Consider the following 18,774-nt stretch of genomic DNA (forward strand, 5'->3'; position numbering starts at 1 on the left):
TTGCGGGCGTAGACGTGCGCAGGGCGCATACTGGCGTTGACCTCGTCGGGGGTTTCGGTCGTGTGTGGTAACTCGATCCGAACCCACGACGAGGTTTTTTACGTCGCTACGTCCCTCTTCCCGAGTGAGTTACGTACAGAAATTTTGGCAGGCGCTTAGACGCGGGCCTCGGGCTTGGCACGGGGAGCTCGCCGAGGGCCGGTGACCGACCGGACCAGATCGAATAAGTGGGCCGACACGGTCGCCGGGTGTATTACGCGATGCTGACACCGACGAGCTGGGCGACCTCCTCGCAGCGAATGAGTTGCCGCTATCAGCGTCGGGCCGGCGACGCGGTGACCGACTCGGACGCGTACGCCCAGAGCCGGTCGGCCGTCGCCGGGTCCAGGGCGTGCGCTGCGGCCTGGTCGGGGCCGGCGATCGCGTTGTCCTCGAAGTATTTGCCGGTGACTCCTGCCACCAGTGGTGACCCGGCCAGCAGGACCGAGGTGGCGGCACCCTCCGAGAGTGTCTTGGAGTACGGCTGCTCGATGATCACCCCGTTGTCGTCCATCGCGCCCATTGCCTTCATGGTGTCGTCGTCGACGTGGCGTTGCAGGCCGGTCATGATCCAGCCCGGGTTGAGCGCGTTGGCGGTGATGCCGTCGGCGGCCCAGCGGCGGGCTGCGCCGACGGCCAGTAGCACGTCGGCTGTCTTGGACTGACCGTAGGCCTGCCAGCGGTCGTACGGGCGGCGCTCGAACTGCGGGTCGTCGAAGTCGAACGGGGCGTCGCGGTGCGCGCCCGAGCTGACCACGACGAGCCGTCCCGCACCGGACGCGGCCAGGTTGTCGTGCAGGCCCAGGGCGAGGGCGAAGTGGCCCAGGTAATTGGTGGCGAGCTGCATCTCCCAGCCCTGAGGGTTGACCTGCCGCTCGGGAATGGCCATGACGCCGGCGTTGGCGATGAGGGCGTCCAGCGGGCCGGTCCAGCCCCGGACGAAGGCGGCGACGGAATCGAGGTCGGACAGGTCCAGCGCGGCGGTCCGGAACGGCGTGCGGGCAGCCTCCGGATGCCGGACTGCGACGGTGACATCAGCACCGGCGTCGGCCAGGACGCGGGCGGTCTCGGCGCCGAGACCGGTGGCGCCGCCGGTCACGATGATGCGGCGCCCGGTCAGGTCGACGCCGTCCAGGATCTCGGTGGCTGTGGTGCGTGCGGTGAAGGTCATACGAGAACGGTAGATCCCTCGTGCTGGACAATCCCTGTTTTCAAGTCCACAAAACTTGTGGGATAGTCCAGATATGGACCCTCTGCAGGACGTGCTGTCGCTGCTCGGTACGACGAGCTACCTCTCGGCCGGCATGGTGGGCGGCGGCTCGTGGGCGGTGAGCTTCCCGCCACCGGCCGGCGTCAAGTTCAACGCCGTCCGCCGCGGCCGATGCCGGCTGAGCGTGGACGGCGTCGACGGCACGATCGAGCTCACCGCCGGCGACTGCTTCCTGCTCACCCAGCCGCGGGCATTCCGGCTGTCGAGCGACCCGGACGCGACAGCCGTACCCGCCGAACAGATCTTCGCCGGCGGCGGTGTCGCCCGGGCCGGCACCGGTGAGGATGTCGACCTGATCGGCGGTGGGTTCACCTTCGGCGACCGGGCCCGCGCACTGCTCCTGGACGCCCTTCCTCCCGTCATACTCTCGCGGGCCGGGAGCCCGGAAGCCACCGCCGTGAGCTGGGCGGTGGAACGAATCGGCGACGAGCTGAACGATCGCCGCCTGGGTGCCGGGCTGGTCGTCGAGCACCTCGCCGTCGTCATGCTCATCCAGATCCTGCGACTGCAGCCGGTCACCCCGAACGGCTGGCTGGCCGGCCTCGCAGACCCGGTGGCGGGGCCGGCCCTACGCGCGGTGCACGCCGACCCGGCCCACCCCTGGACGGTCGCCGAGCTGGCCCGGGTGGCCGCGGTGTCCCGCTCCACCATGGCTGCCCGGTTCCGGGAGGTTGTCGGTCAGGGCCCGTACGAATATCTCACCGGCTGGCGCATCGAACTGGCCGCGAACCGGTTGCGCCACGACCGCGACACCGTCGCCGTCATCGCCCGCGACATCGGATACGGTTCGGAGAGCGCGCTGAGCGTGGCCTTCAAACGGGCGATGGGTGTCTCACCCGCGGCGTACCGCAGAGCCGCCTGACGAGGTGAGGTCGTAGTAGCGGTAGCCGTGCTTCTCGTACATCGCCTGGGCGGGATTGCCCACGTAGAGGAATTCCCGCCCGCCGCGATCGACGCGGGTCTGCGGGCGGCGATCGCGGCCGAGGACCCGGAGATCGCGTACGTCCCGTCGTCGAACGGGGGTGTCGTCAGCGGCTCCGGCCCGTGGCACTGGGGGGAACCGGCCACGTACACCGACCCGGACCTCTACAAGGCCGGCGTGCTGGGCTTCCACACCGAGATCGGCATGCCGGTCATCCCGCACGCCGAGACCATACGCAACCTCGTGGGTGACGAGCCGGAGTGGCCGATCAGCGAGGTCTGGGCGTACCACGACTGGGCCTGGAAGGGTAACCAGCACGTCGACCGCTACCAGAAGGCCATCGAGGACCGGCTCGGCGTCGCGGGCTCCCTGGACGAGTTCACCAGACGCGCCCCGGCACATCCAGGCCGACCCCGGCACCTGGCAGGTCCGCGCGGTCAACCACACCCCGGCGGCGCTGTCCGCGGTCACGGTCACCGCCCGCTGCTACGACCTCTCCGGCCGGCAGCTCGGCCGGACCCAGACCCAGAAGCTCACCGTCGCGCCCTCCTCAACCACACCCGCGTTCCAGGTCCAAGCCGTCGCCGGTTCAGCACTTCATCTCGTACGCCTGGAGCTGCGCGACAACCGCAAGCAGCTCATCTCCGAGAACACGTACTGGCGCTACGCCACCCCGGCCGACATGCGTGCGTTGACGAGGATGCCGCGTACCCGGCTGACTGTTTCCTTTGACGCTTCCTCCGTCGCCACCGTGACCAACCGCGGGTCTGTGGTGGCGCCCCTGGTTCGGCTGGCACTGCGCGACGGCAAGGGCAACCGGGTCCTGCCGGCCACCTACGACGACAACTACTTCTGGCTCCTGCCCGACGAGAGCCGCAAGGTCGCCTTCACGTGGCCGAAGCGACTGGGCCGTCCCCGCGGCCTGACCGTGACCGCGGAGGCCTACAACTCCTGACCCCTGGTGGTGCGCGACGGCCGCGCCCGGTCCGGCCGAAGTGGACGGTCGAATTCGACCAGGCGGTGAAAAGGACCAAAGGCCCTTGTCGACTCGGCCGGCAAGACGGAGTTCACCGCTGGAGATAAATGGCGCCGGGTCGTCCTCGGCATGTCGAGACGATTAACAGAAGCCGGGCGACCTGGCAATTCGTCAATGCGCATCAATGGATCGAGCCTCTGCCAGAAGCTCCATATTAAACCTATTTGATCTAGTTGACGACCACGGGGGGTAGCTCTCATACCAGCGCTGCGTCACCCGCGAAGAGTGGTGGATAGGTACATCCACCGTTCGTACTACCCCATCCCCCATTGCGGTCAGCAAATGGACAAAATCGGACACGCAGCATAGGGACCATTCCGCTAATGTGCGTTGTCATGAATACCCGGGCGGCGTCGCTCATCGGTCGCAGTATGGAACTCAGGCTTCTCGACGAGTCGCTCGCGAATGTCGCGGCGGGTCGGGGCGCGGCCGTTTTCCTGTTGGGCGAGACGGGCATCGGGCGGACCCGCCTGGCCGCCGAGGTTCACCGGCGTGCCGGTGCCGCCGGGATCCAGGTGCTGCGCGGCAGGGGTAGCAGGATCGGCCCCGACGCGCCGCTGCGGGCCTTCACCGAGGCGCTGTTCTCCGGGTTGCGAGAACCCGCGCCGCCCGGACTCACCGAACTCGGCCCGTACCTGTCGGTGCTGGGACGGCTGGTACCGCACTGGCGCGACGATCCCGCGACGCAGCACCCCGGCAGTGACGGAACCTCGGTCATCGTGCTCGCCGAGGCCATCCTGCGGTTCGCCGCGCTGGCCGGGAGGGGCCAGGGTTGCCTGCTGCTGCTCGACGACCTGCAGGACGCGGACCCCCAGACCCTGGCCGTGGTCGAGTACCTGATCGACAACCTCGCCGGGCAGCCGGTCCTGTTGATCTGCACCGTGCGCGACGAGCCCGGGGCGGCGACGGACCTCGCCGAGAGCAGTTGCCGGCGCGCGACGGGCACGTTGGTGCGGTTGTCACCGTTCAACCGCCCTGACCTGCGGCGCATGGCCGCGTCCGTGCTCGGCGCAGACCCTACGGCCGTGCCGGACTCCGTGCTGGACCGGTTGTGGGTGGACAGCGCCGGCAATCCCCTGCTCGCCGAGGAATTTCTCTCGGCCATGGTCTCGTCGGGGACGCTGGTCGCCGAGGAGAGTGGCTGGCAGGTGCACGGGCCGCTGGTGAGCCGTCCCGTCCCGGCCTCCGCCGCCCGGCGCGTCGCCGCGGACGCCGGGCGCCTCGGCCCACTGGGGCTGCAGGTGCTGTCGGCCGGTGCGGTGATCGGCGAGCGGTTCCCTCTGGCCGTCGCCCGGGTCGTCGCCGGGGTGAACGACCATCAGGCGGAGCAATACGCCCGGGCGGCGGTGGACCAGCGGTTGCTGCGGATGGACAACACCGGGTGGTATGCGTTCGTGCACCCCTTCGCAGCCGGGGTGCTGCAGAACAGGCTGCTGCCGAAGGCCCGGGTGGAGCTGGCCCGCCGCGCCGCCGAGGAGATCGAGGCCCGCCGGCCGGGTCTGCCCGGCGAGTGGTGCGAGCTGGTCGCCGGGTTACGGCTGCAGACCGGCGATCGGCCGGCCGCCGGTCGGTTGCTCACCGAGGCGGGCGTACGCATATTGCAGGACATGGGCCCGCACGCCGCGGTGGACAGGTTGGAACGGGCTCGGCAACTCCTGCGCGACGACCCTGATGACGCGGCGCGGCTGCGGGCCCTGGAGGCGCTGCTGCAGGCGCTCACCGACTCCGGCCGGGTGCGGCAGGCGCTGGCGCTCGGGGCCGGCGAGACCGACGGGGACTTCTCGGCCGAGGACCGCGCGCGGTTGTGCGTACGCCAGGCATGGTCTGCCCTTGTCGCGGGACGGTATTCGCTCGGCCTGACCCATCTTGCCACCGCACGCACCCTGCTGGGCCAGGGCGCGACCCCCGCGGCGACGGCGGCGATCGACGCGGCCGAAGCCAATTTGCAGTTGCAGGGCGGCACCGGGGACGCGTTCGCCGCGGCGGAGACCAGCGCACGGCGGGCACTGGCGGCACTGCACGACCCGCAGGAGGCCACCCCGCAGGAGGGTACGGCGGACGTGGCGTGCCAAGCCTGGTACGTGCTCGGCACGGTCCTGCGCGGACGCGAGCCCACCGAAGCCGCGATCTGCTTCGCCCGGATGCGCCGGCTGGCTCCCGACGGCCGCACATCACGATGGCGGGTGTTCACCCAATTGCTGCTGGCGACGGAGGCGTCCACGGCCACCGAGGACGACGTCCCTCTGCGCCGCGTCCTGGAGCACGCCGACCACACCGGTGCGGCGGTGGTCCGCTACCACGCGGACGCGATGCTGGCGCTGCACGAGGTGCGGGCCGGTGACACCACGGCGGCGAGCGTGCGCCTGGACGCGGCACTGGCCGGTGCGGAGAAGCTGGGCCTGGGCCACGCGGTCCGGGAACTGCGCGTCGTCACCGCGGTGCTGGCCGCCCACCGGGGCCGGGGCCGGGATCTCGAGGACGCGCTCGTGCGGCTGCGCGAGGGGGGCCACAAGGCGGATCATCCCCGCAACGCACCGCTGTTGCACGGCATGGCGGGTGTGTTTCTGGCCCTGCTCGACGAGAACCGGGAACGGGCGCTGCAGCAGGTGGAGCGGGCCCGGGCGGCCGGTGACGCGCCGGAGGGCGGCTGGCAGGGCATGGCACGGCTGCTGGCGGTCCTGGACGGCGACGACCCGGGCCCGGCGACGGCCTCGGCCCTCGCCACCCCCTGGAACCGGGCGTTCGCCCTGTTCGCGGACGCCATCCGAGCGGGCCGGGCGGGTGGAGCCGTGCTGGCGCAGGCAGACGCGGGCCGGGCGATGGCGGCGGCGGAGCGGGCGGCCGGGCGGTATCCGACTGCGTTGCATCTGTGCAGGCGGCTGGTCGCGGAGGCAGCCCTGCGGGACGGGTGGGGCGACCCGGAGGCCTGGCTGCGGGAGGCGGAGGACTACTTCCACGGCGCCGGGATGTCGATCGTGGCCGGTGCCTGCCGGGCCCTGCTGCGGCAGGCGGGTGCGCCGGTCCGCCAGCGCCGGTCGGGTTCGACCCGGGTGCCGGCGCCGATGCGGGCGCTGGGCGTCACCGTCCGCGAGTACGAGGTCTTGATGCTTCTCGCCCAGCGCCTGGGCAACCGGTCCATCGCGGCCCGGCTGCACATCTCCCCGCGGACGGCCGAGAAACACGTCGCGAGCCTCATCACCAAGACCGGGGTGGCGGGCCGCGATGCGCTCGGCGACGTGGGTGCCCGTTCGGTGCGTGACGCCGACTCAATGCGAGCGGTAGGCGCCGCCGTTGACGTGCAATACCTGCCCGGTGAGGTGGCCCGCGCCGGGTGAGGCGAGGAAGGTGACGGTTGCGGCGATGTCGGTGGGCGCGCCGGGCCGCTTGTTGAGGGTGGTGGCCACCAGCCGGGCGGTGCGCTCGTCGGTGAGGCGGCCCCGGAAGAACTCGGTCTCCGTGACCAGTCCGGGTGACACTACGTTCGAGGTGATGCCCCGCGGTCCGAGCTCGGTGGCGACCGAGACGCTCCACGACTCCACCGCGGCCTTGGCCGCGCCGTAGCTGCCGGCGCCGTTGGCCGCGGCGATCGAACCGATCGTGACGATCCGGGCGCCGTCCGGGAAGCGGGGCTGCAGCGCCGCCGTGACCAGGACCGCGGAGAGCAGGTTGGCGTCCAGGTTGGCGCGGTAGCTCGCGGCGAGCGCGGCCAGGCTGTCGTCGTCGGGGGCGAGGAAGTCGGTGTTGCCGCCGGCGTTGTTGACCAGCACGTCAACGGTCCCGGGCAGGTCGGCGAGTGCGTTCGAGACCGCGATCGGGTCGGCGGCGTCGAAGCTCACGGCCCGTACCGCCGGTCCGAGCCGGGTGGCCGCCGCCTCGAGCACCTCCTTGCGCCGGCCGGTGATGACGACCTGGTCACCGGCGGTGGCGAAGGCCTCGGCGACGGCGTATCCGATGCCGGTGGCACCACCGGTGACGATCACGTTGCGCATGCGGCGAAGCTCCTCTGGGTCACATTCCGAAAGGGACGGCCGACGGTAACGGGCCGGGCGAAGCGGGCGCAACCCACGATCCTGGGCCGTCGCGAATCGGACAACCGGTTACGCAGCGCTGCGGTTATCACCGGGTCTACCCATTTTCGCGTCCCCTGGTATCAGGGCGGGAAGAGCAGGCAAAACGATGTTTATGCAGAAGTTTCCGAGCCGTCACCTCCGGAGGGTCCGGCATCCGTCAACACGCTCGGTGATCGCTACCCACAAATACGGGTAGCGGCTACGCGTGACCGGAAGACCTGCCGGTGCCGATGCTGATCGAGGTCCCGGCGTCGTCCGGTGCCGACATCGCGAGTGGGGCGGAGGACCGAAGGCACATGTCCGAGCAGAGACAGCGTTACGACTACCGGTACCGCGAACCGGTCGAACCGGACTGGCGCCGGTTCCCGGGCTGGTGGGACGTGACAGCCGCACAATGGCGGGATCCACAGTGGCAGCGCGCCCACTGCGTGAAGAACGTGCGGCAGCTGCGGGCCACGACCGGCGACCTGCTCGACGACGCGTTCTTCGCCGACCTGACCCTCGACCAGGAACGCAGCGCGACGATGTCCCTGCTCCTGCCTCCGCACATCCTCAACACCATGGTCCCGGACCACGTCTGGGACACCGACCGCCTGTATGCCGACCCCGTTCGCCGGTACATGCTGCCGGTCGCCTCCGACCGCCATCCCCGCTGGCCGAGCCACCCGTACGCCACCCGCGACTCCCTGCACGAGGCGGAGATGTGGGTCCGGGAGGGGCTGACCCACCGCTACCCGACCAAGGTCCTGGCCGAGGTGGTGTCGACCTGCCCCCAGTACTGCGGGCACTGCACCCGGATGGACCTGGTCGGCCCCTCGACACCGCAGGTCACGAAGTACCGGTTCGCCCTCAAACCCGCCGACCGGCTCACCGGGATGATCGAGTACCTGCGGGCCACTCCGGGCGTACGCGACGTGGTGGTCTCCGGCGGTGACGTGGCCAACCTGCCCTGGCCCCGGCTCGAGGAGTTCCTCGACCGGCTCCTCGAGATCGACTCGGTGCGTGACATCCGGCTGGCCAGCAAGGCCCTCGCCGGGCTGCCCCAGCACTGGCTCGGCGACGACGTCCGCGCCGGCATGGCCCGGGTCGCCGGGGTGGCCCGCCGCCGCGGTGTCGGCCTGGCGGTGCACACCCACGTCAACGCCGTCCAGCAGGTGACCCCGCTGGTCGCCGAGGCGGCCCGGGCGATGCTCGAGGCCGGGGTGCGCGACGTCCGGAACCAGGGCGTGCTGATGGACGGCGTCAACGCCACCCGCCAGGCGTTGCTCGACCTGTGTTTCGGGCTGCTCGATGGCGCCGGCATCACGCCGTACTACTTCTATCTCTGCGACATGATCCCGCAGTCCGAGCACTGGCGGCTGTCGCTCGCCGAGGCCCAGCGACTGCAGGACTCGATCATGGGTTACCTGCCCGGCTTCGCGACCCCCCGGCTGGTCTGCGACGTGCCGTACGCCGGCAAACGATGGGTGCACCAGGTCACCGACTACGACCGGGAGACCGGCATCTCCCGCTGGACACCCAGCTTCGACACGACGGCCGCCGGCACCCCCGAGCAGGCCTGCCACTACTACGACCCGCTGCACACCCTTCCCGAGTCCGGCCGCCGGCACTGGCTGACCGCGACCGGTGACGACCTGACCCCGGCGCTCAGCGCCCACTCCTGAAGGACGGACCCGCCATGTGGTGGAACGACCCGAGCGCCCGAGCCGCCTTCGACACCGCCGACCGGCAACGCGCGCAACTGGAGGCCGACGGGTTCGCCCCCGCGACCGTGGCCCGCATCCAGCGGCAGAAGCTCGCCGAGCTCTGGGACCGGGCCGCCGCGGTGCCCTACTACCGCGACCTTCCCGGCTTCGCCGCACGTGACCTCGCCACCCTGCCGGTCACCGGTAAGGACGTGGTCAAGGCCCGGCCGATGGACTTCTGCCCGCCCGGGCTCACCGGGACGCTCAAGTACTACGAGAGTTCCGGCTCCACCGGCAACCCCACCCCCACGCCGCGGCTGGCCCGCGACGTGATCGCGAACGTCATCGGGGTCAGCCCCCTGTGGCGGCGGCTGCTGGGCACCGAACCCGCGGGAATCGTGTCGATGCTGCCGTCCGATGTCGTGCCGGTCGGGGACTTCGCCGCCGCCGCGTGCGAATACCTCGGGCATCAACTGCTGCGGGCGTACCCGTTCAGTACCGGCATGTGCGACTTCGATCGGCTCGCCGCGCTGTTCACCGGTTTCCGGCCACGGGCCGTCTTCGCCGCACCCGGCGTGCTGTCGCAGTGGACCCGGCTGCTCAAGACCCGCGGAACCCTGTCCGACGTCAGGGCGAGCGTCGGCACCATCCTGCTGCTCGGCGAGGTCTGCCTCGCGGGCCAACGCGCCAAACTCGCCCGCGACTGGGACGCCGACGTGTTCGACGTGTCGTACGGCAGCACCGAGACCGGCACCATCGCCGCGGCCTGCGAGCACGGGTCGATGCACCTGCTCGAGCACGGGCACATCGTCGAGATCCGTGACAGCGACGGCACCGTCGGCCCGGCGGCACCCGGCGCCGGCGGCGAGCTGGTCACCACGACGCTCAACAACGTCGCCCGGCCGCTGCTGCGCTACGGCACCGGCGACCACGTCGACGTGGCGGCCGAGCCGTGCCGGTGCGGGCTGCCGCTGCCCTCGATCGCGGTCCGCGGCCGGGCCACCGACCAGGTCTCGCTGCACGGCCAGGTGCTCACCGAGCAGCGCGTCGGCACCGTGGTCTACGACGACCACCGGCTCACCGGCTACCTGATCCAGCTACGTGCCGACGGCGGCCGCGGCCGGCTCGTCCTGGAACGCGACGTCGATGTCACCGACCCGGACGAGGACCTGATCACGGCCGCCGCCAAGCGGTTCACCGAGGCCGGGATCGACTGGGACGACATCGTGGTAGTGCACCAGCTCCCGGCGACCAGCAAGTCCGGCGGCAGCCAGAAGAACTGGAAGAGGACGAACCTGGTGACGGTGTCATGACCACCGCGACGGCCGGCACGATGACGCTGTTCACCACCGACGGCGGCGCCCGGGTGCCCGAGGCGGACCTGTGGTGCAGCTACGCCGCGGTCCGCGGACTGCACTGGCTCGGCGCGGTCCCGGCCGACCCGGACGCGGTCGCGACGTTCATGGCGTCCCGGCAGAACGCCGACGGGGGCTTCGCCTGGCAGCGTGGTCTGCCCTCGGACATCTGGGCCACCTACTACTGCACCCAGACGTTGCGGGACCTCGGCCGGCCGGTGCCGCATCGCGACGCGCTCACCGCGTGGCTGCCCGAGCTGCGCAGCGACGGCGGTTTCGGCATGTCGCCAGGCCGTCCCGCCGATGTGTGGGCCACCTACTACGCGGCCCGGACCAGCACGGAGATCCTCGGCCTGCCGGTGCCCGACCTGCCCGGCCTGGGCCGGTGGCTGGCGTCCTGCCAGCACGACGGTGCGGGCGTGGGCTGGCAGCCCGGCAGCGACCAGCCCGACGTGCGGGCCGGCTACTACGCCGCGAACGCCTGGCGGGCGGTGGCCGGGGACGCCCCGGTCCCGCTGCACCGCGACGGTGCGGTGCGCTGGCTGCGGGACCGGCAGGGACCCGACGGCGGGATGGGCTTCACGCCGGGGGCCGAGTCGTGCACCTGGGCGGCGTTCAGGGCCGTCCGCGCCTTGAACGCGCTCGGCGCCACGGTTGCCGGCCCGGACGCCTTGCGCCGCTGGCTGGCCGCCCGGCGGCTGCCCGGCGGGGGCTACGAACGGTGGGACGGCTACGGCAGCGCCGACGTCTGGTCCTGCTTCACGGTCGCCGGCACCCTCGAGGTTCTCGACGGCTGCGTCGGCGACGACCCCGCCACGGTCGAGCTCGTCCGCGGCTTCCAGCAGCCCGGGAGCGGCTTCACCTACCGCGACCCCGGTGCCGCCGGTGACAGCCTGGCCACCGCGGCGGCCCTGCTGAGCCTTCCCGCCGGCGACGCCCGCGCCGGGTCGCTGGTCGGATGGCTGAGGGCTGCCCAGTTGCCGTACGAGGACGGCGTCATGTACATGCCCGGCCGCGGCGCCGAGATCCGCTGCACACTGTGGGCGGCGGCGGCCCTGGCCGCCCACGACCGGCACCTGGACCTGTCCCGGCTGCGGCGCTGGCTGCGCACGCTGCAGAACGTCGACGGCGGGTTCGGGTACTGGCACGGGCGCGGCTCCGACCTGACGTCCACCGTGTCAGCCCTGGAACTCGCCGAGACGGCGGGGATCGACGCCGCCACCACGATCGACCTGGCCGCCCTGCGCCGGTTCGTCGACGCCGAGCGGGCCCGGCAGCCGGTGACGCTGACCGGCACGGCACAGATCGCCCGGGCGCTGGCCCTGCTCGGCGCCACCACGCAAGCGGCAGGTCTCGCCGCGACGATGTCCGGCTGGGCCGGCCCGCTCGGCGGGTACTCCGCCACCCCGCGCGGCATCCCCGACCTGCTCAGCACGTATCAAGGCGTCCTGACCACGCAGGTCTGCGGTGCCTTCACGGACCTGGCGGCGCTGCGCCGCTTGTTGCGCAAGCTCAGAACCGGTGACGGGTACGCGTGGAGCCCGCTCAGCCGCGACCCCGCCGGCCCGCTCGCCAACTGCCTGGGCGCCCTGCTGACCGCGACGGCCGACGGGCGCCTGCCCGTGCTGCCCCGCCTGAACCTGTGAGCGTCCATGCCCACCACGACCATCGAGTCCACACCCCTCGACACGCCGGTGCAGCGCCGCATCGCCAAGCGCCTGACCTTCTGGTGGCGCCGCCACGGCGTCGACGTCAACCACGTGCTGACGGTCTTCCGCCCGGCCCCGGCCCTCTACAGCGGACCCTTCCCCCTGCCCGGCCCGTTCGCCCTGGTCACCTGCGTCGTCGCCGCCGATCGCACCGCGCAGTTCCGCCGCGAGTACGCCCACGCCGTCCGGGACGCGCTCACCCCGGACCTGCCCGCACAGGCCGTGTTCCTGTCGTTCCACCCCACCGATCCCACCGACCACTTCGGACCGCACGTGCCGAATTGGATACCCGAGACACCCGTTCTGGAGGCACCACGATGACCGACACCGAGCTCCGCAACGCGGTCCGGGACACCGTTTCCGGCCTGCTGGAGCAGGTTCTCACCGCAGAGCAGGACGACTCACCGCTGGCCGGACTGGCCCCCGGCCGCTACGACAGCCTCGGCGTGCTCGACTGCGTCGGGCTGGTCGAGGAGCGCTTCGACGTCGAGATCGACCTGGTCAGCGACGACCTGCGGAGCACGTTCGCGAGCGTCGCCGCGATCGCCGCCCTCATCGGCCGCAAACGCCGCGACCAGAGCGTGCTGCAGGCGCTGCTGTGAGCACCGCCGACACCCTCGACGAACTCGCGTTCGCGACGTCGGGCTCCACCGGAGCCCCGATCAGCTGGCTGCGGACCCGCGACCAGGTGGACGCCGAGACCCGCCTGCTGGCCCGCCTCTGCGCGTCCGGGGGCATCGACGGTGTGGTCACGTACGCCCCACGCGAGCACCTCTACGGATACCTGATGGGCGTCGCCCTGCCCGAGCACCTGCGGGTGCCGGTACGCACCACCGACCTGCTGTCGTCGCCCGCCGACGCGCTCACAGGCCTGCACCGGCCGTTGATCGCCGCCCTGCCCGCCACGTTCGCACACCTGGCCCGCTCACACCCGGCACTGACCGCGCTGGACCGGCTGGTCCTGGTGCACAGCAGTGCGGCACTGCCGTCCGGAGCCGCCGCGGTCCTGGCCGCGCTGCCCGTCGAAACCCGTTTCGTGGAACTGTTCGGCTCCACCGAGACCGGGCTCATCGCCACCCGCGACGACCCCGCCGGCACCACCTGGCAGCTCGCCCCGGACGTCACGTTCACCGATCCGGCCGACGGCACGCCGGGACCGCTGAGCGTGCGGAGCCCCCGGCTGGCCCGGCAGTCCGGCCACGCCCGTCCCCGGCACTGGCGCACCGGCGACGTCGTGGCGGTCACCGGGCCCCGGACGTTCCGGTGGCTCGGCCGCCGGGGCGAAATCGTCAAGGTCAACGGCCGCCGGATCGAACTGGACGACGTGCTGGCCCGGCTCGCCCCGGCAGCGCCCGGCACCCGGCTCACCGCCCGGGCGCACCGGGACCCGCTGCGCGGCGAGTGGTTCACCGTCGTGGCGCACACCGCCGACCCGGCGGTCCTCGCCGCCGTCCGCGACCACAGCCGCGCCCTGCCCGCCGGACTCCGGCCCCGGGCCGTCGAGGCCTTCACCGAGGAGACGCCATGACCCCGATCGTCACACCGCGGTCCACGAACACCAGTGCGGCGATACGCACGCTGATCCGCCGCTCGGCGGCCCTTCCCCTGCTGGCCGACAAGTACCGCGACATCGACCTGGACGACGACTTCGATCTGGCCACGGTGCCGCCGATGACCCGTGACGACATCACCACCTGCGCCGCCGAGGTGCTGGCGAGCGGCCTGCGCACCGGACCCGCTTACCTGTTCACCAGCGGCGGGAGCACTGCCGAACCCAAGCTGGCGTGGATTCCCTGCGCGATGCACCTGCCCGAGCTGCTGACGCATTGGCAGCCGTTGCGGGCCACCGACGTACTCGCGAACCTGGCGATGCCCGGACGGCTGTGGTCCGCGCACTACTGCTACAACCGGGTCGCCGAGCACGCCGGGGCCGGGGTCATCGGGCTGGGCAACATCGACGACGACGAGTGGGGACGCTGGCTCGACTTCCTGCACGCCAACGGCACCACCGCGGTGGCAGGCACACCGTCGCAACTGCTCAAGCTGCTGTCGTACGCGGTAAGGAACCGGCACCCCGTGCTGAGCCGGCTGCGCGCCGGTCTGTGGTTCGGCGAGCCCTGCGAGCCGGAGCTCCTCGAGGCCCGCGACGCCTACGCACCGCAGTTCGGGCTGTGGGGCAACTACGGGTCGACGGAGACGTGGGTCATCGGCCACAACGCGCCGGGTTGCCCCGCGGACACGTTCCACCTGCTGCCCTATCAGCACGTCGACCTCGTCGACGACGTCGTGCTGGTCACCACTCTGCACCCGGAGGCGGTGAGTCCGGTGATCCGCTACCGGATCGGCGACCGCGCCGAGCCCGTCGACTGCCCGTGCGGCACGCCGGGCAGGTCGCTGCGCCTGCTCGGCCGCGAGGGTTCGCTGATCAAGTTCGCCGGGACCCTGGTCAGCCCGCAGGACCTGGCTCTGCAGGCCCGGCAGGTCCCCGGCGTGGCCGCCGCGCAGATCGCCGTGCTGTCCGGGCCCGGCACCGAGGTGATGCAGGTCCGGGTGGTCACCGAACCGGGCGCGCGGCCCGACCTCGCCGTCATCCGCGACCGGGTGCTGAACTCCCACGTGGACCTGGGGTTCGGCCTGCGCGGCGACGACGAGGCGTTCGTCGTGCGAACGGTCACCGCACTGTCCGCCAGCGCGCAGACCGGCAAGACCCCGGCGCTGATCCGTGAGGACCTGCCATGACCCGGCTCCACCGCGGCCCGCGCCCGCTGTCGCTGGCCCGCCGGGACGCGTTACTGCGGTCCGGACGCCTCGACCCGGCCGCATACCGGCGGCGCCTCGCCGCGCACATCGCCGGCCTGGAACCCGCGATCACCGCGTTCGTGTCCGCGCCGGCACCGGACGACGACCGGGTTCCCGGCGCGCCGTCGTACACCGTCAAGGACACCATCGACGTCGCCGGGTTGCCCACCGGTCTGGGCCTGCGCGGCGGCCGGCCGGGCACCGCACGGCACTCGGCCGGGATAGTCGCCGCGCTCAGCGACCGCGGCTGGGTGTGCACCGGCAAGGTCACCACGACGGAATGCGCGCTCGGCACCGTCAAGCCCAGCCGCAACCCGTGCTACCCGCACGTCAGCCCGGCGGGGTCGAGCACCGGCTCCGCGGTATCGGTCGCGGCCGGCTTCTGCGACGCCTCGGTGGGCAGCGACTCCGGCGGCTCGTTGCGCTGGCCGGCCGTCTACTGCGGGGTGACCGCGCTGCGGCTGACACCCCGGGCGGACCTGCTGCGCGGGGTGCACGCGGTCGCGCCGAGCATGGAGTCGACCGGGCTGATCACCCGTACGGTCGCCGACCTGACCTGGCTGTGGCGGCGGCACGACCTGGCCTGCGTCGCACGGTCGGACGTGCCCGCCCCCGACCGGATCCGGTTCGTCGTCTCGCTGCCCGGCGCGGAGTCCATCCATCCCGAGATCAGCGCGCTGATCGCCCGGACCTTAGCCGCGCTCACCGCCGCCGGGCACCACGCCGAACGCGCCGGCCTGCCGCAGGTCTGGCAGGAGCGCGGCCCGGCAGCCGAACTGCTGGCCCGGGAGGCGCACGACACGTTCGCCGCGCTCGCCGGCGACCCCTCGGCTGCCCTCGGCGCGGATACCCGCGCCGCCATCGCCCACGGCGCGGGGATCGGTGACGCCCGCTACGCCGAGCTGCGCGAACGCCAGGACCACGCGGCCCAGCGGCTCGCCGCGTTGCTCAGCGGACCGTACGACGTCCTGGTCATGCCGCTGGAAACCGGGCTGCCCGACCCCGCCGTGCCCGCCGGCCCGCCACCGGACACGGGCGCCCTGCCGCCCCTGGGCGGATCGGACGGCGTGAGCCTGACCCTGATCGCCAACTTCGCCCGGCTCCCCGTCCTCGCCCTGCCGTTGACCCTGTCCAGCCGCAGGTCCCCGCTCGGGGTGCAACTACTGGCCGCACCCGGCGCCGAACACGTCCTGCTGGCCGCCGGCGCGCTCCTCGAAGAACTCGGAAGGAAACCCCATGCCTGATGGCCGCGGTGACGCCGTCGTCGTGTTCGGTGCCCTGTTCGGCACCCGCTATCCCCACCTCGTCGCGGGAGCCGTCGCCCGCGGCCTGACCGTTCTCGGTGTCGACGCCCGCAGCCCCGGCAAGGAACTCGTCGACCGGGCCCGGCGCACCGACGCCGGGCACCCGCTGGCCGGGCTCGACCAGCTCGCCTGGATCGACGCCGAACGCCCGGAACAGCTGCTGGAACAGGTCATCGAGTGGGGCCGGCAGCACCGGGTCCGTGCGGTGATCGCGCTCGGCGAGGACTTCGTCGAGCCGGCCGCGACCGTCGCCGACTATCTCGGGGTGCCGTCCCCCGGGCTGCGGGCCGCCCGGGTCTGTCGCAACAAGCTGCTGCAACGGCGCATGCTGAGCGAGGTCAGCCCTCTGTCGCGGCTGCTCAGCGCCGAGGAACGCGCCGGCGGCGACCCCGGATGGGACACGTTCCCCGCGGTGGTCAAGCCGGTCGCACGCCAGGCCAGTTCCGGGGTGATCAGGGTGGCCGGCCCGGCGGAACTACGGGCGGCGCTCAGCGAATACGAACCGGGCGAGCCCGTCCTGGTCGAGCAACTCGTCGAGGGGCACGAGATCTCGGTCGAGGCGCTCGTGCAGCACGGCGAGGTGATCTTCTCGTCGCCGACCGGCAAGCGCACCAACGAGCACGGCGGCGACTTCTTCGTCGAGATGGGACACACCGCACCCGACCCGGAACTCGACGCGGCCACCACCGCGGCGGTGCTCGAGACCAACACCCGGGTGCTGCGCCGGCTCGACTTCCGCGACGGGATCGCCCACGCCGAGTACCGGATCGGCGCCGACGGGACACCCGTACTGATGGAGATCGCCGCCCGGGCCGCCGGCGACAGCATCCTCATGCTGTACCACCTGGCCACCGGCGTACCGATGGAGACCGCACTGCTCGGCATCGCGCTCGGTGAGCCCACCACCTATCCCCCCGTACGCCGGTACGCGCGCCAGGTCTACCTGCCGCACCGGCCCGGGATCCTGCGGGACGTCACCGCGGACGGTCTCGGCACCCCGGTGACGTGGCTCGACGAGCGGTGGATGTGGCCGCCCGTGCAGCCGTCCCCGGCCGGGGCCCCGGCCCGCATTCAGATGATCATGGCCGGACGGCCGGCGGGCACCGCGCTCGCCGAGATCCGCCAGTCCGGGGACCGCTCCAGCATGTACGTGATCGATGCCGCCACGGCCGGGGAGCTCGACGCCATCGAGGCCCGCTGCACCGCGGCGATCGAGGTCCACACCGACGTACGCACCGAGGTGGCGGCGTGAACGCCCTGCGCGCCAAGCTCGCCGCCCTGGCCGCCGAACGGGCCGAGGCGCTGCGCCCGCCCGGCTACCGGCGGGTGGCCGGCGCGATGCTGGTCACCAACCTCGGCAACGGCGCCCAGTTCATCGCGAACGTGTGGCTGGTCCTCCAGCTCACCGACAGCCCCCGCGCCGTCTCCCTGGTGCTGCTCACCACCGCACTGCCCGGCGTGTTCTTCGGCCCGATCATCGGCGTGCTGATGGACAGGTACGCCCGCCGGCTGGTCTTCGCCACCTCCGACATCTTCGCGGCCCTCGTCCTGGCCGTCACCGTGACGCTCTACCTGACCCACCGGCTGGAGACGTGGCACCTGTTCACGGCCGTGTTCCTGCTGGCCCTCAGCGAGTCAACGTCCGTACCGACCGGCACCGCCCTGGTCCGCGAGATCATCCCGGTCGACCGGCTGCTCTCGGCGAACGCGACCACCGGCGTCGCGGTCCAGATCGGCAACGTCATCGGCGCCGCGGCCGGCGGCATCATCATCGCGGTCAGCTCGGTCGCCGGGGTGCTGGTACTCAACATGGTGTCGTTCGTGCTCTCCGCGGTGCTGATCATCGGGGTCCGCACCGCGCGGCGTATCGAACGCGACGGCGGCGCCGGGTGGAAGGAATCGATCCGCAGCGCCGCCAAGGGCCTGGACTACCTGCGATCACACCCCAAGATGCTGCCGTCGTACGGCATGCTGCTCGTCCTCTTCGCCACGCTCTACCTGCTCAACACGCTGCTGGCCCCGTTCGCGGAGAACGTGCTCGACGTCGGCGCGAGCGGCCTCGGTTTCATCGACGCGATGTTCGCCATCGGCGCGATCGCCGGTGGGGTGCTGCTGCCACTGTTCACCGCCCGCCTCAACCGGGACCGGATAGCCGCGCTCGGGGTCATCGGGATGGGGATCGCCCTGATCGCCCTCGGCGGTTCCTCCGGACTCGCCGTCCCGATGCTGCTGTACGCCGCCGCGGGGGTCTGCTTCCAGTCGTTCTACATCTTCCGGACCCGGGTCCAGGAGCAGGTCCCGGTCGGGTTGCAGGGCCGGGTGATGGCCCTGCTGATCATGAGCGTCGGCATGTGCCGCCTCGTGGTGTACGGAATCCTCGCCATCTTCGCCTCGACCGCCGCCCTGCGCGGCGTGTACGCGGCCGGCGGCGCCGCTCTCGCCGTGCTCGGCATCATCGTCACGATCACCGCGTTCCGCCGCCCGGAGGCCTCCACACCGCCGACCGACCCGGACCTCGCCGCGTACCCCCTCGCCCCCGCCGACCCGGCACCGGCCCCTGTCGTTTCCTCGGAACGGAGCTGACC

At 72.0% G+C, this 18,774-nt stretch carries 16 protein-coding genes; 13 read left to right on the forward strand and 3 right to left on the reverse strand.

Translation table 11 applies throughout. The features are described 5' to 3' along the window. Nucleotides 1–313 precede the first annotated feature (313 nt). Entirely contained in the window at nt 314–1,210 is an 897-nt protein-coding gene (locus Aco04nite_RS40000; protein ID WP_213002445.1) for an SDR family NAD(P)-dependent oxidoreductase, read from the reverse strand. Nucleotides 1,211–1,283: 73 nt separating this feature from the next. Between Aco04nite_RS40000 and Aco04nite_RS40005 the strand changes: the two genes are divergently transcribed. Further along, the gene (locus tag Aco04nite_RS40005) at nt 1,284–2,171 is read left to right on the forward strand and encodes an AraC family transcriptional regulator (RefSeq protein ID WP_213002446.1); all 888 of its coding nucleotides are present in this window, start codon (nt 1,284–1,286) and stop codon (nt 2,169–2,171) included. On the opposite strand, the gene Aco04nite_RS40010 is transcribed toward Aco04nite_RS40005, so the two are convergent. Beyond that, nucleotides 2,142–2,453, reverse strand: coding sequence for a hypothetical protein (locus tag Aco04nite_RS40010; protein ID WP_213002447.1), 312 nt, complete (start codon nt 2,451–2,453; stop codon nt 2,142–2,144). The two genes, Aco04nite_RS40005 and Aco04nite_RS40010, sit on opposite strands and share 30 nt — an antisense overlap. Nucleotides 2,454–2,478: 25 nt before the next feature. Here Aco04nite_RS40010 and Aco04nite_RS40015 point away from each other — a divergent pair, with 25 nt between their 5' ends. Together Aco04nite_RS40015 and Aco04nite_RS40020 are read left to right on the forward strand one after the other, a co-directional pair. Beyond that, the gene (locus Aco04nite_RS40015; protein WP_213002448.1) at nt 2,479–3,186 is read left to right on the forward strand and encodes a glycoside hydrolase family 2 protein; all 708 of its coding nucleotides are present in this window, start codon (nt 2,479–2,481) and stop codon (nt 3,184–3,186) included. Between the two features lie 416 nt (nt 3,187–3,602). Further along, entirely contained in the window at nt 3,603–6,602 is a 3,000-nt protein-coding gene (locus Aco04nite_RS40020; protein ID WP_280519477.1) for a helix-turn-helix transcriptional regulator, read from the forward strand. Here the strand turns inward: Aco04nite_RS40020 and Aco04nite_RS40025 are convergent. Beyond that, nucleotides 6,534–7,256, reverse strand: a complete 723-nt coding sequence (locus Aco04nite_RS40025; protein ID WP_213002450.1) for an SDR family NAD(P)-dependent oxidoreductase — start codon at nt 7,254–7,256, stop codon at nt 6,534–6,536. The two genes, Aco04nite_RS40020 and Aco04nite_RS40025, sit on opposite strands and share 69 nt — an antisense overlap. 377 nt (nt 7,257–7,633) lie before the next feature. Here Aco04nite_RS40025 and Aco04nite_RS40030 point away from each other — a divergent pair, with 377 nt between their 5' ends. The 10 genes from Aco04nite_RS40030 to Aco04nite_RS40075 are packed head-to-tail and all read left to right on the forward strand — an operon-like array spanning nt 7,634 to nt 18,772. Continuing rightward, complete coding sequence (locus Aco04nite_RS40030) at nt 7,634–9,001, forward strand: KamA family radical SAM protein (protein WP_213002451.1); 1,368 nt, start codon at nt 7,634–7,636, stop codon at nt 8,999–9,001. 14 nt (nt 9,002–9,015) lie between these two features. Further along, nucleotides 9,016–10,335: a phenylacetate--CoA ligase family protein gene (locus tag Aco04nite_RS40035; protein WP_213002452.1), complete on the forward strand. Its 1,320-nt coding sequence runs from the start codon at nt 9,016–9,018 to the stop codon at nt 10,333–10,335. Further along, entirely contained in the window at nt 10,332–12,023 is a 1,692-nt protein-coding gene (locus Aco04nite_RS40040; protein ID WP_213002453.1) for a prenyltransferase/squalene oxidase repeat-containing protein, read from the forward strand. Before Aco04nite_RS40035 ends, Aco04nite_RS40040 begins: the two co-directional genes overlap by 4 nt. Before the next feature lie 6 nt (nt 12,024–12,029). Continuing rightward, nucleotides 12,030–12,407 (forward strand): hypothetical protein, encoded by a 378-nt coding sequence (locus Aco04nite_RS40045; protein WP_213002454.1) that lies wholly within the window; start codon nt 12,030–12,032, stop codon nt 12,405–12,407. Next, nucleotides 12,404–12,688, forward strand: a complete 285-nt coding sequence (locus tag Aco04nite_RS40050) for an acyl carrier protein (protein ID WP_213002455.1) — start codon at nt 12,404–12,406, stop codon at nt 12,686–12,688. Before Aco04nite_RS40045 ends, Aco04nite_RS40050 begins: the two co-directional genes overlap by 4 nt. Further along, nucleotides 12,685–13,614 (forward strand): acyl-CoA synthetase family protein, encoded by a 930-nt coding sequence (locus Aco04nite_RS40055; RefSeq protein WP_213002456.1) that lies wholly within the window; start codon nt 12,685–12,687, stop codon nt 13,612–13,614. Before Aco04nite_RS40050 ends, Aco04nite_RS40055 begins: the two co-directional genes overlap by 4 nt. After that, on the forward strand, nt 13,611–14,825 hold the full coding sequence (locus Aco04nite_RS40060; protein ID WP_213002457.1) for an AMP-binding protein: 1,215 nt from the start codon (nt 13,611–13,613) through the stop codon (nt 14,823–14,825). The genes Aco04nite_RS40055 and Aco04nite_RS40060 overlap by 4 nt, the downstream gene beginning before the upstream one ends. Next, the gene (locus Aco04nite_RS40065; protein ID WP_213002458.1) at nt 14,822–16,129 is read left to right on the forward strand and encodes an amidase; all 1,308 of its coding nucleotides are present in this window, start codon (nt 14,822–14,824) and stop codon (nt 16,127–16,129) included. The genes Aco04nite_RS40060 and Aco04nite_RS40065 overlap by 4 nt, the downstream gene beginning before the upstream one ends. Next, entirely contained in the window at nt 16,122–17,441 is a 1,320-nt protein-coding gene (locus Aco04nite_RS40070; RefSeq protein ID WP_213002459.1) for an ATP-grasp domain-containing protein, read from the forward strand. Before Aco04nite_RS40065 ends, Aco04nite_RS40070 begins: the two co-directional genes overlap by 8 nt. Continuing rightward, nucleotides 17,438–18,772: an MFS transporter gene (locus tag Aco04nite_RS40075; protein WP_213002460.1), complete on the forward strand. Its 1,335-nt coding sequence runs from the start codon at nt 17,438–17,440 to the stop codon at nt 18,770–18,772. The genes Aco04nite_RS40070 and Aco04nite_RS40075 overlap by 4 nt, the downstream gene beginning before the upstream one ends. Nucleotides 18,773–18,774 lie beyond the last annotated feature (2 nt).

Source organism: Winogradskya consettensis, assembly GCF_018332715.1.
Classification (GTDB): Bacteria; Actinomycetota; Actinomycetes; order Mycobacteriales; family Micromonosporaceae; genus Actinoplanes; species Actinoplanes consettensis.

Bases quoted from the DNA above. Each gene is read 5' to 3' on its own strand.
- Aco04nite_RS40000 (WP_213002445.1), bottom strand. From the start codon at position 1,210: ATGACCTTCACCGCACGCACCACAGCCACCGAGATCCTGGACGGCGTC.
- Aco04nite_RS40005 (WP_213002446.1), top strand. From the start codon at position 1,284: ATGGACCCTCTGCAGGACGTGCTGTCGCTGCTCGGTACGACGAGCTAC.
- Aco04nite_RS40020 (WP_280519477.1), top strand. From the start codon at position 3,603: ATGAATACCCGGGCGGCGTCGCTCATCGGTCGCAGTATGGAACTCAGG.
- Aco04nite_RS40025 (WP_213002450.1), bottom strand. From the start codon at position 7,256: ATGCGCAACGTGATCGTCACCGGTGGTGCCACCGGCATCGGATACGCC.
- Aco04nite_RS40030 (WP_213002451.1), top strand. From the start codon at position 7,634: ATGTCCGAGCAGAGACAGCGTTACGACTACCGGTACCGCGAACCGGTC.
- Aco04nite_RS40035 (WP_213002452.1), top strand. From the start codon at position 9,016: ATGTGGTGGAACGACCCGAGCGCCCGAGCCGCCTTCGACACCGCCGAC.
- Aco04nite_RS40040 (WP_213002453.1), top strand. From the start codon at position 10,332: ATGACCACCGCGACGGCCGGCACGATGACGCTGTTCACCACCGACGGC.
- Aco04nite_RS40045 (WP_213002454.1), top strand. From the start codon at position 12,030: ATGCCCACCACGACCATCGAGTCCACACCCCTCGACACGCCGGTGCAG.
- Aco04nite_RS40050 (WP_213002455.1), top strand. From the start codon at position 12,404: ATGACCGACACCGAGCTCCGCAACGCGGTCCGGGACACCGTTTCCGGC.
- Aco04nite_RS40060 (WP_213002457.1), top strand. From the start codon at position 13,611: ATGACCCCGATCGTCACACCGCGGTCCACGAACACCAGTGCGGCGATA.
- Aco04nite_RS40065 (WP_213002458.1), top strand. From the start codon at position 14,822: ATGACCCGGCTCCACCGCGGCCCGCGCCCGCTGTCGCTGGCCCGCCGG.
- Aco04nite_RS40070 (WP_213002459.1), top strand. From the start codon at position 16,122: ATGCCTGATGGCCGCGGTGACGCCGTCGTCGTGTTCGGTGCCCTGTTC.